Source organism: Cecembia lonarensis LW9 (genome assembly GCF_000298295.1).
Lineage (GTDB): Bacteria > Bacteroidota > Bacteroidia > Cytophagales > Cyclobacteriaceae > Cecembia > Cecembia lonarensis.
In genome coordinates this window covers 1-13,045 of sequence record NZ_AMGM01000010.1, presented here as the reverse complement: position 1 = coordinate 13,045, position 13,045 = coordinate 1, and the positions used below count along the sequence as shown (strand labels likewise).

The window sequence follows — 13,045 nt, the reverse complement described above, 5'->3', positions numbered from 1 at the left end:
TCAGGATTTAAATCATCACATTTTCGTTGCATTTTCATGGCAAAATGTGCAAATTTCCCATTCAACCTTAACCTCTCACACTATGAAAAAATTACTTCTTATTCCTGCATTGGCTTTGACTGTCTTTCTCTTTTTACAGGCCACATCCAAGGAGGCCAATGAAACCACAATTGTATCCGTGGAATTTGACAATGAAATACCGGCTCATGTAAAAGCTGTCATAGACCAAAAATGTTATGGTTGCCATAATGCAGAGTCAAAAAATGAAAAAGGAAAAAAGAAGTTGGATTGGGATGATTTTGAATCTTCCAGAAAGGCCAAGCAGTTGGCGACCATGGCAAAAATCAATGAGACCTTGGTAGAGGGAGAAATGCCTCCTGCGAAATTTTTGGAAAGCAAACCGGAAGGAAAATTGAGTCCTGAAGAATTACAGACCTTATTGGATTGGAGTTCGGGTAAAAAGAGGGCCCCCAAACAATGAAGTGGGGGACTTATCTGCTGGGCCTCTTGGCCCTGCTTTTATTAGGAATCCAACTTGTGCCCAATGAGTTGCCCGAGGTACATATTTATAATTCCGGGGATTTGATCCAATCGGGACTGGTAAGTGAAGATGTTGCTGCCTTGTTGAAGACTGCCTGTTATGATTGCCATAGCAATGAAACTCACTTTCCTTGGTATGCTAAAGTGGCTCCAAGTTCCTGGTTGGTTGCCAAGGATGTCAAGGAAGGAAGGGAATCTTTGAATTTTTCCCACTGGGAAGATTTAAATCTGATGCAGCAATTGGGAAAATTAGATGATATAGCTATAGAGGTAGATGAAGGTCGAATGCCCATGGATATTTATGTGAAGATGCATCGGGAGGCAAAGTTAACTGATGCGCAGCGTCGATTGATTGTGGCTTGGGCGGAGGATACCATGGACCGATTGGTGGAGGCGTCTGAAGCTTATGAAGATGAAGAAGAATATTAATCAAAAATTTATCGTTATGAAAAAAATGCAAATCGTATTTTTTATAATGGTTATGGTAATGACCATAAGAGAAAGCTATGGACAATTTCAAAATATTACAATTGATTCCAAGAAGAAATTGGTAATATCAGATTCTAATCAATCAGATTTCAATTCCATACTTATTGCTCCCATTGAATCTGACAACCAAAACGATTCAATAAAATTGAAATCCATTTTACCAAAGGAGATCATCATTGACCCTGCACTAAAGGGTAAAGATTTTTACATTGGTGAAGCCATTCAATACAATATGCCCATCAAGGAACTAAATGGCAACCACACCATGCAAATTTATATTCCAGACAGTACCGATCATTACACGCTGCAGATAAAAGAATTGGGAATAGGTTTTGATGGGAACAGAAGATAAGTGAAATTGACTCAAATTTCAAAAGTAATCATTGCTACCCTTATGCGTGCTATTTTATTCCTGCTACTCTTTTTTCCATTTACTTCCAATGCACAAACGGTCTGTTCACCCGAGAGTAGAGAAAGACTTGAGCGACTCTTATTTGAATTGTCTCAAAAAGATCACTCAGGAAAGTCTTTGAATACCCTTAATGTAGAAATTGGAGAATGGTTTTTAGGAACGCCTTATGTAGAAAAAACCCTGGAAATTCCTGGTGAAGAAAAACTGGTGATCAATCTTCAGGGCTTAGATTGTACCACCTTTCTGGAAACGGTGGTCACCCTAAGCAGGTTGGTTTCAAAATCTAAATTAACCTTTGAAGCTTATGAGGCTGAACTGGAAAAGATAAGGTACCGGAATTCGGTCAATACAGGTTACCCTTCCCGTTTACACTACTTTTCAGATTGGATGTTTGAAAATGAGAAAAAAGGTATCATTAAAGATGTTACCGCCAACATTGGAGGAAAGCCTTATCCCAATCATCCAACTTTTATGTCCTCCAATCCACAATTTTATCCACCCTTGAGCAATCCAGGTTATGTAACTCAGATTAAAGCATCGGAAAAGACCATTGCTAGTAGAACTTATTCCTACATCCCGAAAGAAGAAATAAGGCAGCGGGAGCATTTGATTCAGGCTGGAGATTTGATCGCTATCACGGCAACAATGAGTAACCTTGACATGGTGCATGTAGGCTTTGCCATGGAAATAAACGGCAGGATTCATTTAATGCATGCAAGTTCTGGAACCATGCAGGTTGAGGTTTCGGAAAAGCCATTGAGTGATTATTTGGCTTCTTTTAAATCCCAATCCGGAATTATGGTGGGTAGGTTGAGATAAGGGTGCAATTAAAGTGGATTTCAGGACCGGACGTTAAGAAAATATCCAGGGGACCCCCGAAAGCTTTGGGGTAGTGAGGGGCCAGGATGCAGGTGAGGAATAATAAGAGCCAAGGCAAAAGGAAAAAGGATAAAGGGTTTTATTTTCAGGTAAGGATATTTTTGAATTTTTTGATTTTTGTGTATGTTAATTTTTAATTGTTAACCAAACCTAATTATTAAATATGGCCAATACAAAAATCACTGTTAACCCCAATGGATCATTGAAAATTGAAGGGGATTTTGAAATTGTTGACAATCAAGGCAATGCTTATGGACTTCAGGGAAGAACTACCCTGGGCCTTTGCCGCTGTGGACATTCCAATAATAAGCCTTTTTGTGATGGTTCACATAGAGGTAAATTTGAGCATGAGGCAGTAGCATTCGATCTGCCTCCCAGAAAAGTTTAAAAGTGAAAAAGACCAGAGCGGTATTATTTTAAGGTATTACTGCTCTGGTCTTTTATTGTTGTATTTAGGGCGTGCTGAAAAACGCCAACTGGCGAATACATTCTTTAAATTTTAATGTATGATATGTGATGAATCAATGAACAGGATATCATTTGATTCCAGTTTTTGGAATCAACATCCACAGGTCCCGATAATCTTTTCGGTTAAAACAGGTTGACCCTCTTTATGTATTTGTATGTTTCCTGTTACTGACAGTACCTCAGGATCCGGATATTTGATAATATCAAGATTTAGCCAAACTTCAATCGTTTCATCGCCAAGTCTCACTTTTCGAAACTTACCTTCCGGATCATTTTCATAGTTAAGCACTTCCAACCTGATTAAGTTTTTGTTCAACATGATAAACCCATATCCGGAACCATCGGGTAATCCATATTTCTCTGCATATACAAATTGCTTTTGGTTTAGGGTTTAATCTAAAAAACCTGGTTGCTTGTATGCCGGATTAGGGTATTTATAAAAACCTTGACCGGATTTCTCACCCATTTTCCCTTCATCTATGTAGGATTTAAGGAGGGCGGCAAATCTTTGGGATGCATTATCAGGTAAATTTTTTGTCACATGCCAAGCAGTATCCAAACCAATGGAATCTAATATACCAAATGGCCCCATATGCATATGGAAATTGACCATCCAGGACTTGTCGATGTCTTCCACAGAGCCCACTTCTCCAGTCAAAAGCTTACCGGCAGCCCCAATGAAGGCCATTAACATGCTGTTGAACAGATAGCCGTGATTTTCCTTTTTCACCAAAACCGGAACCTGCTCCAGGCTTTTGCCAAAATCCATCAGGACAGGAATCAGTGAAGGGTTGGTTCCCGGATGGGGCATAATATCCACCACTTTGGAGTAAAAAACATCATGGAAGTGAAGCGCACAGAATTTTTCCGGTCTGCCTGAAATTTCTGCAAACATAGAAGGGAGCAGGAAAGAGGTATTGGTGGTGAAAATGGTTTTTTCCGGGGCAATTTTGCCAAATTGCTCCCATACCGCATTTTTGATTTCCACATCTTCGGTAACACTTTCGTTGATCAGATCAGCATCCCAAATGGCCACATTGGGATTATCGGTAAAAGTAATGGCTGCAATGGCATTTCGTCCAGCTGTATCATCCATACCGCTTCCCTTCGCCAAATGCTGTACTATTTTCTCCATTAATTTCTGTGAGGTTTCCAAAGCCTTTGGGCTGATGTCAAAAATGGCAACCTGATAGCCTGATAGGGCAGCTTGGAGGGCCACACGGGTACCCAGTGTGCCAGCTCCTAAAATGCATACTCTTTTGATTTTCATCCGTTCAAATTTTATGGGTTAGTATACTTTTCATGGCAGTAGTTCCACAGGCTTTGACCACATGAATCAGGGCTGCAAACCTTGGATCCTGTGCAAATCCTAAAGAATAACGCTTATAAATCTGTTGGGCGATAACACCCACTTTAAAAACTCCAAAAACATAATAAAACAGCATGTCGCTCAAGTCCAACCTGCTGTTTTGCGCATAATATTCAATCACTTCTGCCCTTTTCATGTTACCTTTTGGATAGGTCAGGTTAAACATTTTCAGAATATCAGGATCCCCTTCCTCTGCCCAATATGCCAAACTGGTACCTAAATCCATCAAAGGATCACCAACAGTAGCCATTTCCCAATCTAATACCGCTTTAATTTCCGGGTTATCAGGTCCAGCGAGCACCAAGTTATCATACTTGTAGTCGTTATGGATAAAGCCCACATTTTCTTTAGCGGGCATGTTTTCTTTTAACCAGTCCGATACCTTTTCCATCTCAGGAATTTCATCAGTTTTGGCGTTAAAATACCTATCAGACCAACCTATTACCTGTCTTTCCACATAACCTTCTGGTTTTCCTAGTGCCAAAAGTCCAGATGAGCTCAATTCCAATTGGTGTAGGGCCAAAAGTCCATCTAAAGAATACATGCTTAATTTAACAAAGAAATCTGAATCAAGGTCCATGCCTTCAGGGATTTTATTTCTTAAAATCAGGCCGTTCACTTTTTCCATGATAAAAAATGGGACCCCAATCAGGCTTTCATCTTCACAAACTAAAATAGGCTTGGGTATTTTGGTATAACCCGCCCTTTCTAAGGCCTCAAGGACCATGAATTCCCGGACCATGTCGTGTGCCTTACTGATCTTTAATCCCAGAGGTGGTCTTCTTAATACAAATTCGCCTTCAGGAGAAGTTATTAAATAAGTGAGATTGGAATACCCCCCTTTAAATTGGGTAATAACGGTTGAACTCGGCTCAAGGTGAAGTTCAGCTTCAAGGTATGGGAAAAGACCTTCCAAACCTTTGGGTTCTTTGTTCATCATTTTGCAGCATATTGTTTGAGTATCCTTTTGGCCAGTACCGTTTTGTGCACCTCATCCGGTCCATCATATATCCTTGCGCCACGTTCATGTCTGTACCAGAAGGAAAGTAAGGTGTCGTCTGTTATCCCCAAAGCCCCATGTACCTGAATGGCACGGTCAAGGGTTTTCATCAGTACATCAGAAACAAAAAATTTGATCGTGGAAATGTCTTCCTTCGCAGCTTTGGCACCTTCCTCGTCGATTTTTTTTGCTGTGGCCAGCACCATTAATCTGGAGGCTTTCACGCTTGCCACAGACTCAGCTATCCAGTTTTGAATGGTTTGCTGTTGGGCCAAGGGCCTTCCTGGATCCAGCATTCTGCTCAAAGCTCTTTTACACATCACTTCTATGGCACGCTCACAAATACCAATCCAGCGCATGCAATGGTGAATCCTTCCCGGTCCAAGTCTTTCCTGAGCCAAAGCAAAGCCTTGACCCGATTCTCCGATCAGGTTGCTGGCAGGTACCCTGCAGTCCACAAATTTCACCTCAGCATGGGACATGTAGTCTTCTCCCACATCACCCATGATAGGAATATTCCGGACAAACTGATATCCGGGATTGTCCAAGGGTACCAATATCATACTTGCCCTTTGGTAAGGGTTAGGATGTTGTGGGTCCGTTACCGCCATGACAATTGTAAAAGCTGCTCCATCAGCAGAAGATGTAAACCATTTATGCCCGTTGATGATGTAATCATCTCCCACTCTTACGGCCGTGGTTGAAAGATGCACAGGATTGCTGCCGGCATTTTCAGGTTCAGTCATGGCAAAGCAACTTCTGATTTCCCCTTTTTGGAGGGGACTGAGGTACTTTTCCTTTAGCTCCTTGCTGGCAAATCGATGCATGAGTTCCATATTTCCGATATCAGGCGCTTGACAATTAAAAACATAATGCCCTAATGGGCTTTTACCCAAAATTTCAGAGATTCTGCCAAACTCCTGCAAGCTCAGTCCCAAACCACCTTCGGAAGGGGATAAATGGGGAGCAAAAAGACCTTCATTTATCGCTTTTTTTCTTAACTCTTGCAATTTGGGAAGTGTTGATTTAAAACTTCCATATATGGCTTCCATTTCAAGAGGATAAACCTGCTGTGTTAAAAAATCTTCGTAACGGTTCAGCAGGTTTTTAATCTCAGTATTATTGCTATCTACGTTGAGTTCCATAAGATCTGTTTTTAAATCGTAAAGCCTCCATCTGCAGTCAATACTGCTCCTGTAGTATAAGATGATGCCGGTGAGGCCAAATAAAGGGCTGCGGCTCCGATTTCTTCACTCTCACCCACCCGTTTGATGGGCAATGCCTTCATCATATGGGCCATTATCTTATCATTGCTCCAAAGGGCTTCCGAGAATTTTGTCTTGATCAAGCCTGGACAAATGGCATTGACCCTGATTTTATGGTCTCCCCATTCCTTGGCAAAAACTTTGGTCAGCGAAATTAAAGCTGCTTTGCTGACTGAGTAGATACCCAAACCAGTTTCAGGAGAAAGACCTCCTATGGAAGCAATGTTTATGACTGACCCGTTGGATGATTCACGGAGGTAAGGAAAGCACAACTTCATCAAATGAAATGGTGCTTTCACATTGACATCCATAATTTTATCATAGGCCTCCAATGAGGTGTCATGTACTGGTCCAAAAACCGGGTTAGAGGCCGCATTATTTACCAGTACATCTATGGTTCCGTAGGTTTCAATGGTTTTTGATACCAAAGTTTGCAAGTCCTCCATCTTACCTACATTACAGGCTATTCCAGTGACTTCATAACCTTTAGATTTTAATAAGTTGGCCATTTCATCCAAGCTTTCCTGTTTACGGCTGCTGATGACCACTTTGGCACCTGCGGCAGCAAATACTTCAGCAATGGCAAATCCGATGCCCTTACTGGCTCCGGTAATTAGGGCTACTTTGCCCATGAGAGAAAATAACGTCGAAAGGTCCATTTTTATAAATTTTTGCGTTTGTGTTCCTTAACAAGAATAAGAATTTTGCCCATGAAAGCCAATGGAAACACGGAAAATGTTATGCATACCGAGTATTTTTTTCTATCTTCCGATCCATAACCTTAAAAATTCGAGCAAGAAATGAAACAAGTAGTTTTTTATGAAACCGGGATGCCTGAACTGGTATTGCAGCTGGAGGAAGTTGCCATGCCTGAACCAAAACCACATGAAGTAAGAATAAAAGTTACTGCCAGAAATATCAACCCATCTGATATCATGTTTGTCCGTGGAATGTACGGAATCACTCCAAAACTACCCAGTTCTGCTGGATTTGAGGCAGTAGGTGTAGTGGATAAATCCGATGAAAAAGGGACTGTTCCAACAGGGACAAAGGTGATTTTTACTTCCATAGGTACTTGGAAAGAGTATGTCTGCGTGCCGGCACATTTGGTGATTCCAAGTCCTGCAGGCATGAGTGATGAAGTGGCCTGCCAGGCTTTTGTCAATCCTTTGACTGCTTACGGTATGTTGGAAAGTAGTGGATTAAAGGTAGGGCAGTGGCTATTGGTAACCGCCGGTGCTTCTGCTTATGGAAAATTGGTCATTCAAATGGCCAAACAAAAAGGGATCAATGTAGCCTGTACAGTTAGAAGGGAAGAGCAAAAAGGAATCCTTGAAAAATTGGGAGCGGACTTGGTCATTAACACTGAAAATGAAAAACTCCAAAAAGTGGTCATGGAAAAAACAGGTGAAGGTGTAGATGTGGTATTTGATGCTGTTGGTGGTGTTTTGGGGGCGAGGGCATTGGCCAGCTTAAAAACAGGAGGGAAGATGATGGTTTTTGGTTTGCTGAGTTTGGAAAATATTCCGCTGAATTCAGGATTATTGATTTTTAAAGATTTGAAAGTGGAAGGCTTTTGGTTGACCACATGGATGAACAGTCTCAGTCCTGAGGCCACACAAACAGCTTTTAAGACAGTGTTTACCCATTTACTTTCCCAAAAAGTCAAAGTGGATGTAGAAGGCACTTATCCATTGGAGCAGTTCAAAGAGGCCTTAGCCGCTTATGAGATAGAAGGCAGGAATGGGAAAATTATTCTTACTTCCTGATCATGGCAAGAAAAATTTCCACTCGGGGATTGTTACTATTTTACAGCATTCCCGGAGTGGGAATTAAAATAGAGAAGTTTGTACGACCTGAGGTTTTTGTGCCTGAATGGTACCTTTCAGCATGTCCTGAAGGAGTTTTATAAAGCCGGGTTTCCAATTGTCCAAGTGGATTTTTATTTCTTTTTCCTCATAGGCAACAGGTCCTGTAAGGCGCTCATAACCGATAATCATGGACCAAACGGTGTAGAAGGTGATTTCAGGTTGTAATTCAGGACGTATGCTTCCGTCCTTGATTCCATGGGAAACCATCTGAATACCAAGTTTACCGCAATCATGATGAATGTCCAGTAATTTTTGGAAATGTTCACTTTCAAGAATTAAAGGATGGATTTTATCTCTACCTTGTTCTTGGGTATACAATTGCATGATCCCCATAAAATTCAGGATGGCATCATTGTACATGTGGTGGCTTTTAGCAAAAACGATATAGGCAGAGGCGAGATCCGTTAACATTTCCAGCCCTGATCTGCCTTTTTGTTTGAAAATTTCACGAAAAATACTTTTCAATTCATCAAAAGCCTTTTTGGTAACGGCCATATACAGGTCTTCCTTATTCTTAAAATAAAAATAGCTTAAACCCTTGCTGATGCCTGCTGTTTTGGCCACGTCCTCCATGGTGGTGGCTGCATATCCCTTTTCAGTAAATAACTTAATGGCTACATCTAGAATCAATTTGGTTTTTTTCTCCCTTGCTGTATTAGGCATAACAAAATAATTTATTGACTTTTAGTCAAAGATATTAAACGCCAGTCAAATTTTGATTGAATGAGTGGAAAAAAATACACTTTCAATGACCAATAAGCTCAACTTTAACTTGTTACACAATCATAGAGGGAATTCCATTTTTCTTCACCTACTAATTCCCGTAGGTTGGAGACCATATCCCGCAGACAGGGTTTTATAAGGTCAATGTGTTTTTTTCGGATTTCCTGAATTTCATTTTTAAAGCTTTCCCTAATACCTTGCAAACCGGCCATAAATTCATCCCTATTGATTTCCCTCTTCAGGAGTTTTTCCAATAAGGTTAAGCGTTGGATTTCCATGGCCAAAATGATATCTGTCAATTCTTCCCTAAGTGATTGAAAGGCATCTATTCGGCATTCCACCATGCCAAGAATAAGGTTTCTGCTTTCTCTGATTTGATCCGCATCAAGGTCTAAATCCTGTAAACATTTGATCAATCTGCTCTGCTGCACTTGATTTTTGTGCCATTCCTGTTGGATGTTGTTATTTTTGCCTGCATCGCTTTGGGTTTTAAATTCAGTTTCCAAAACCCTAAAACCAAAAGACCTATTTTCATCCCCGCCTTGTATTTCCACAGTAAGCAATTCTTCTGCCAACATACCGGCAACGGTATCAATTTCAGTGTTGATTCTCTGGGTCAGACTGTCTTCTTTTTCCTGACAGGAAAATACTATAAAGCTAAAGACAGCCAATATGAGGAATATTTTTACAGGGCTTTTCATAAGAAATAATGCTTAATAAACAGACAAATTATAAAAAACAGATGAAGAAAAGATGAAAAATTTAAAAAAAACCATCTAAAATTAAATATTATTTTTCGGCTGAAAATCAAACCTAAAAATTTGATTTTCAGACCTATAATAATGGAAATGAGATGGTTTTTTAACTTTACTTTACGGAGATAATGAAATACTGTTTTTTGCCTTTTTGCACAAGAAGGTATTTATCCTGCAGCAAAGTATGGTCAACAGCACCCATTGGATCTGTGAGTTTTTCCTTATTAATAGATACACCGCCACCTTGGATCATTTTTCTGGCTTCACTTTTTGATGAGAAGATAAGATTCTCAGACTTATCAGAAAGCAGGTCCACAAGGTTTCCTGTTTCTTCATAAATTTCTCTGCTGAGTTGCACCTGTGGTACGCCATCAAAGACCTGGAGAAATGTCCTTTCGTCTAAAGCTGCTAAGTCATCTGTGGAAGATTTCCCAAAAAGAATACTGGAAGCTTTGACCGCCATTTCATATTCTTCTTTTCCATGGATCATGGTGGTGACTTCTTTGGCAATTTCTTTCTGTAAAATCCTTAAATGAGGCGCCTCGAGATGTTCCTTTTCAAGTTGTTCTATGGTTTTATGATCCAAAAGCGTAAATATCCGGATGTATTTACTGGCATCTTCATCGGAAACATTCAGCCAAAACTGATAAAAGGCATAAGGGGATGTTTTTTCTGGATCCAGCCAGACTGATCCACTCTCGGTTTTCCCGAATTTAGAGCCATCCGCTTTGGTAATCAAAGGTACGGTTAGGGCATAAGCGTGGCCGCCTTCCATTTTACGGATCAATTCAGTTCCTGTCACAATATTTCCCCATTGGTCAGAGCCTCCCAACTGTATGCTGATTCCCTCATTTTTCCAGAGGTGGAAAAAGTCATAGCCTTGGATAAGTTGGTAGGTGAATTCAGTAAAAGAAAGCCCGCTACCTTCTTCCAGCCTTCTTTTTACAGAGTCTTTGGCCATCATATAATTGACCGTAATGTGCTTGCCCACATCACGTATAAAGTCCAAAAAGGAAAATTCTCCCATCCAATCGTGGTTGTTTACCAGTTCAGCCTTATTCGCCATCCCCTCTTCAAAATTTAGAAATTTGGAAAGCTGTTTTCTTAGGCATGCCACATTGTGATCAAGCGTAGCTTTATCCAACAGGTTTCTTTCGGCAGACTTGAAACTTGGATCTCCTATCATTCCTGTCGCCCCGCCCACGAGTGCAAAAGGTTTATGTCCGGCCCTTTGGAAGTGAAGTAAGGTCATCACACCCACAAGGTGACCGATATGCAATGAATCCGCAGTAGGATCAAAACCCAGATAAGCAGAACGCATGCCTTCTTTAAGGTGCTGTTCTATGTCCGGCGTCATATCCTGGAGCATTCCTCTCCACTGCAATTCATCTATAAAATCATTCATGTGTTTTTCGGTTTTTAAAGCTGCAAATATAGGTTTTGTGAGAAGAGAATAAAAGTATTCCTTATTTTTGACCCATGTCAAGTGCACAAAAAAATGAAAACAGGGTCACAATGGCCCATGTCTTCAAAACCATAATTTGGCCCAGAAAGAATCATCTGTTTCTTGGCTTATTTTTGATCATCATATCCAGGCTTTCAGGTCTGGTTCTTCCCGGTGCAAGTAAATTTTTGATTGACGACGTAATACCCTCCGGTAATTTGGAAAATCTCAAGTGGCTGGTATTGGTGGTAGTTGCAGCCATTACCATTCAGGCGAGCACTTCCTATGCCCTGACCCAGATCCTAAGTGTGGAAGCCCAGCACCTGATTGCCAAATTGAGGTCTAAGGTGCAAAAGCATATTATCCAATTACCCATCCGTTTTTTTGACAATACCAAAACGGGGGAATTGGTATCCCGAATCATGACAGATGTGGAAGGGGTAAGGAACTTGGTCGGTACCGGTTTTGCCCAAATGATAGGAGGAATTCTTACTGCTGTTATTTCTCTTGCCCTGCTCATTTATATCAGCCCCTTAATGACCCTTTATGTCTTGGTTCCTGTCATCATCTTTGGAATTATTTCATTAAAGGCATTTGGTAAAATACGTCCAATATTCAGGGAAAGAGGGAAAATCAATGCAGAAGTAACCGGGAGGTTGACCGAGACATTGGGGGGCATCAGGGTAATCAAGGGTTTTAATGCAGAGGCTCAGGAAATCAAAAGTTTTGAAATTGGTGTGGAGCGTTTGTTTCTTAACGTAAAGGCAAGTTTGACTGCTACGAGTTTTGTAACCTCTGCAGCCACGTTTCTTTTAGGTTTGGCATCCGCCGGGATCATGGGTATCGGTGGCTATATGATCATGGAAGAACAAATGACCTTTGGTGATTTTCTGGCTTTCACACTTTATCTGGGCTTTATGATCGCTCCCATTGTGCAAATGAGCAATATTGGCAGTCAGTTTACAGAGGCCTTTGCAGGCCTGGATAGGACAGAAGAAATCATGAATATGCCTTTGGAGAGTGATGCTAAAGAAAGAACCATCCAATTGCCGCTCATTAAAGGAGATATCCGTTTCCAAAATGTAAGCTTTGCTTATCAAGAAGGTAAAGAAGTAGTCAAAGGTATTTCTTTTCAAGCTCTCGAAGGATCTGTGACCGCCTTGGTAGGTACATCCGGTTCGGGAAAAACAACCATAGCGGGCTTGGCAGCTTCTTTTTTAAATCCAGATTCAGGAAAGATAACGGTGGATGGCGTGGATTTAAAAAATATCACCCTGGAAAGCTACCGCGCTCAATTGGGTGTAGTGCTTCAGGATGACTTTTTGTTTGAGGGGACCATCAGGGAAAATATTCTTTTTCCCCGTCCTGACGCGAATGAAGAAAGACTGATGCAGGCAGTTAAAGCTGCCCATGTGAATGAATTTACCAACCGCTTTGAAGACGGCTTGGATACTTTGATCGGTGAAAGAGGGGTGAAGTTATCCGGCGGTCAAAGACAACGAATCGCCATTGCAAGGGCCATTTTGGCGGATCCGAAGATTCTGGTATTGGATGAAGCTACATCCAACTTAGATACGGAAAGTGAAGCTTTGATTCAGGCGAGTTTGAAGGAATTGATGAGGGGCAGGACCACTTTTGTCATTGCGCACCGCTTGAGTACCATTAGGCAAGCGGATCAGATTCTGGTCATAGAACAAGGAAAGATCGTGGAGCAGGGTAAGCATGAGGAATTGATAGAGAAGCAGGGGAGGTATTATCAGTTGTATACTTATCAGGCGAGGATTTAGGAAGAAGAGGTAAGAGATAAGAAGTAAGAAGCAAGAGGCAAGT

The 13,045-nt window shown here is 41.1% G+C and carries 15 protein-coding genes; 7 read left to right on the top strand and 8 right to left on the bottom strand.

The window, feature by feature from the left end:
- Positions 1 to 82: 82 nt before the first annotated feature.
- From B879_RS04990 to B879_RS04970, 5 genes are all read left to right on the top strand, one after another.
- The gene (locus tag B879_RS04990; protein ID WP_009184060.1) at positions 83 to 481 is read left to right on the top strand and encodes a heme-binding domain-containing protein; all 399 of its coding nucleotides are present in this window, start codon (positions 83 to 85) and stop codon (positions 479 to 481) included.
- Positions 478 to 969, top strand: coding sequence for a heme-binding domain-containing protein (locus B879_RS04985; RefSeq protein WP_009184059.1), 492 nt, complete (start codon positions 478 to 480; stop codon positions 967 to 969). The genes B879_RS04990 and B879_RS04985 overlap by 4 nt, the downstream gene beginning before the upstream one ends.
- Positions 970 to 985: 16 nt before the next feature.
- Positions 986 to 1,381, top strand: a complete 396-nt coding sequence (locus B879_RS04980; RefSeq protein WP_009184058.1) for a hypothetical protein — start codon at positions 986 to 988, stop codon at positions 1,379 to 1,381.
- Positions 1,382 to 1,423: 42 nt separating this feature from the next.
- Entirely contained in the window at positions 1,424 to 2,260 is an 837-nt protein-coding gene (locus tag B879_RS04975) for an N-acetylmuramoyl-L-alanine amidase-like domain-containing protein (RefSeq protein ID WP_009184057.1), read from the top strand.
- A gap of 223 nt (positions 2,261 to 2,483) precedes the next feature.
- A complete protein-coding gene (locus B879_RS04970; RefSeq protein WP_009184056.1) occupies positions 2,484 to 2,708 on the top strand; it encodes a CDGSH iron-sulfur domain-containing protein in 225 nt (74 codons plus the stop codon).
- Between the two features lie 171 nt (positions 2,709 to 2,879).
- On the opposite strand, the gene B879_RS04965 is transcribed toward B879_RS04970, so the two are convergent.
- From B879_RS04965 to B879_RS04945, 5 genes are all read right to left on the bottom strand, one after another.
- Entirely contained in the window at positions 2,880 to 3,107 is a 228-nt protein-coding gene (locus B879_RS04965) for a hypothetical protein (RefSeq protein ID WP_009184055.1), read from the bottom strand.
- Between the two features lie 72 nt (positions 3,108 to 3,179).
- Entirely contained in the window at positions 3,180 to 4,058 is an 879-nt protein-coding gene (locus B879_RS04960) for a 3-hydroxyacyl-CoA dehydrogenase (protein ID WP_009184054.1), read from the bottom strand.
- A gap of 4 nt (positions 4,059 to 4,062) precedes the next feature.
- The gene (locus B879_RS04955; RefSeq protein WP_157231534.1) at positions 4,063 to 5,097 is read right to left on the bottom strand and encodes a phosphotransferase family protein; all 1,035 of its coding nucleotides are present in this window, start codon (positions 5,095 to 5,097) and stop codon (positions 4,063 to 4,065) included.
- Positions 5,094 to 6,302 carry an acyl-CoA dehydrogenase family protein gene (locus B879_RS04950; protein ID WP_009184052.1) on the bottom strand — a complete coding sequence of 403 codons (1,209 nt, stop codon included), beginning with the start codon at positions 6,300 to 6,302 and terminating at the stop codon, positions 5,094 to 5,096. Before B879_RS04950 ends, B879_RS04955 begins: the two co-directional genes overlap by 4 nt.
- 11 nt (positions 6,303 to 6,313) lie before the next feature.
- Positions 6,314 to 7,081, bottom strand: a complete 768-nt coding sequence (locus B879_RS04945; RefSeq protein WP_009184051.1) for an SDR family NAD(P)-dependent oxidoreductase — start codon at positions 7,079 to 7,081, stop codon at positions 6,314 to 6,316.
- Between the two features lie 141 nt (positions 7,082 to 7,222).
- Between B879_RS04945 and B879_RS04940 the strand changes: the two genes are divergently transcribed.
- Positions 7,223 to 8,191 carry a zinc-dependent alcohol dehydrogenase family protein gene (locus B879_RS04940; protein ID WP_009184050.1) on the top strand — a complete coding sequence of 323 codons (969 nt, stop codon included), beginning with the start codon at positions 7,223 to 7,225 and terminating at the stop codon, positions 8,189 to 8,191.
- A gap of 63 nt (positions 8,192 to 8,254) precedes the next feature.
- Here B879_RS04940 and B879_RS04935 read toward each other — a convergent pair whose 3' ends face one another.
- From B879_RS04935 to tyrS, 3 genes are all read right to left on the bottom strand, one after another.
- Entirely contained in the window at positions 8,255 to 8,956 is a 702-nt protein-coding gene (locus B879_RS04935; protein ID WP_009184049.1) for a TetR/AcrR family transcriptional regulator, read from the bottom strand.
- A gap of 104 nt (positions 8,957 to 9,060) precedes the next feature.
- Entirely contained in the window at positions 9,061 to 9,717 is a 657-nt protein-coding gene (locus tag B879_RS04930) for a hypothetical protein (protein ID WP_009184048.1), read from the bottom strand.
- Positions 9,718 to 9,883: 166 nt separating this feature from the next.
- Entirely contained in the window at positions 9,884 to 11,176 is a 1,293-nt protein-coding gene (gene tyrS, locus B879_RS04925) for a tyrosine--tRNA ligase (protein WP_009184047.1), read from the bottom strand.
- Positions 11,177 to 11,250: 74 nt separating this feature from the next.
- Here tyrS and B879_RS04920 point away from each other — a divergent pair, with 74 nt between their 5' ends.
- Positions 11,251 to 13,002 (top strand): ABC transporter ATP-binding protein, encoded by a 1,752-nt coding sequence (locus B879_RS04920; protein ID WP_009184046.1) that lies wholly within the window; start codon positions 11,251 to 11,253, stop codon positions 13,000 to 13,002.
- Positions 13,003 to 13,045 lie beyond the last annotated feature (43 nt).

Excerpts from the sequence above, each read along its gene's own strand:
- B879_RS04990 (WP_009184060.1), top strand. The coding sequence starts at position 83 with ATGAAAAAATTACTTCTTATTCCTGCATTGGCTTTGACTGTCTTTCTC.
- B879_RS04985 (WP_009184059.1), top strand. The coding sequence starts at position 478 with ATGAAGTGGGGGACTTATCTGCTGGGCCTCTTGGCCCTGCTTTTATTA.
- B879_RS04980 (WP_009184058.1), top strand. The coding sequence starts at position 986 with ATGAAAAAAATGCAAATCGTATTTTTTATAATGGTTATGGTAATGACC.
- B879_RS04975 (WP_009184057.1), top strand. The coding sequence starts at position 1,424 with ATGCGTGCTATTTTATTCCTGCTACTCTTTTTTCCATTTACTTCCAAT.
- B879_RS04970 (WP_009184056.1), top strand. The coding sequence starts at position 2,484 with ATGGCCAATACAAAAATCACTGTTAACCCCAATGGATCATTGAAAATT.
- B879_RS04965 (WP_009184055.1), bottom strand. The coding sequence starts at position 3,107 with ATGTTGAACAAAAACTTAATCAGGTTGGAAGTGCTTAACTATGAAAAT.
- B879_RS04960 (WP_009184054.1), bottom strand. The coding sequence starts at position 4,058 with ATGAAAATCAAAAGAGTATGCATTTTAGGAGCTGGCACACTGGGTACC.
- B879_RS04955 (WP_157231534.1), bottom strand. The coding sequence starts at position 5,097 with ATGATGAACAAAGAACCCAAAGGTTTGGAAGGTCTTTTCCCATACCTT.
- B879_RS04950 (WP_009184052.1), bottom strand. The coding sequence starts at position 6,302 with ATGGAACTCAACGTAGATAGCAATAATACTGAGATTAAAAACCTGCTG.
- B879_RS04945 (WP_009184051.1), bottom strand. The coding sequence starts at position 7,081 with ATGGACCTTTCGACGTTATTTTCTCTCATGGGCAAAGTAGCCCTAATT.
- B879_RS04940 (WP_009184050.1), top strand. The coding sequence starts at position 7,223 with ATGAAACAAGTAGTTTTTTATGAAACCGGGATGCCTGAACTGGTATTG.
- B879_RS04935 (WP_009184049.1), bottom strand. The coding sequence starts at position 8,956 with ATGCCTAATACAGCAAGGGAGAAAAAAACCAAATTGATTCTAGATGTA.
- B879_RS04930 (WP_009184048.1), bottom strand. The coding sequence starts at position 9,717 with ATGAAAAGCCCTGTAAAAATATTCCTCATATTGGCTGTCTTTAGCTTT.
- tyrS (WP_009184047.1), bottom strand. The coding sequence starts at position 11,176 with ATGAATGATTTTATAGATGAATTGCAGTGGAGAGGAATGCTCCAGGAT.
- B879_RS04920 (WP_009184046.1), top strand. The coding sequence starts at position 11,251 with ATGTCAAGTGCACAAAAAAATGAAAACAGGGTCACAATGGCCCATGTC.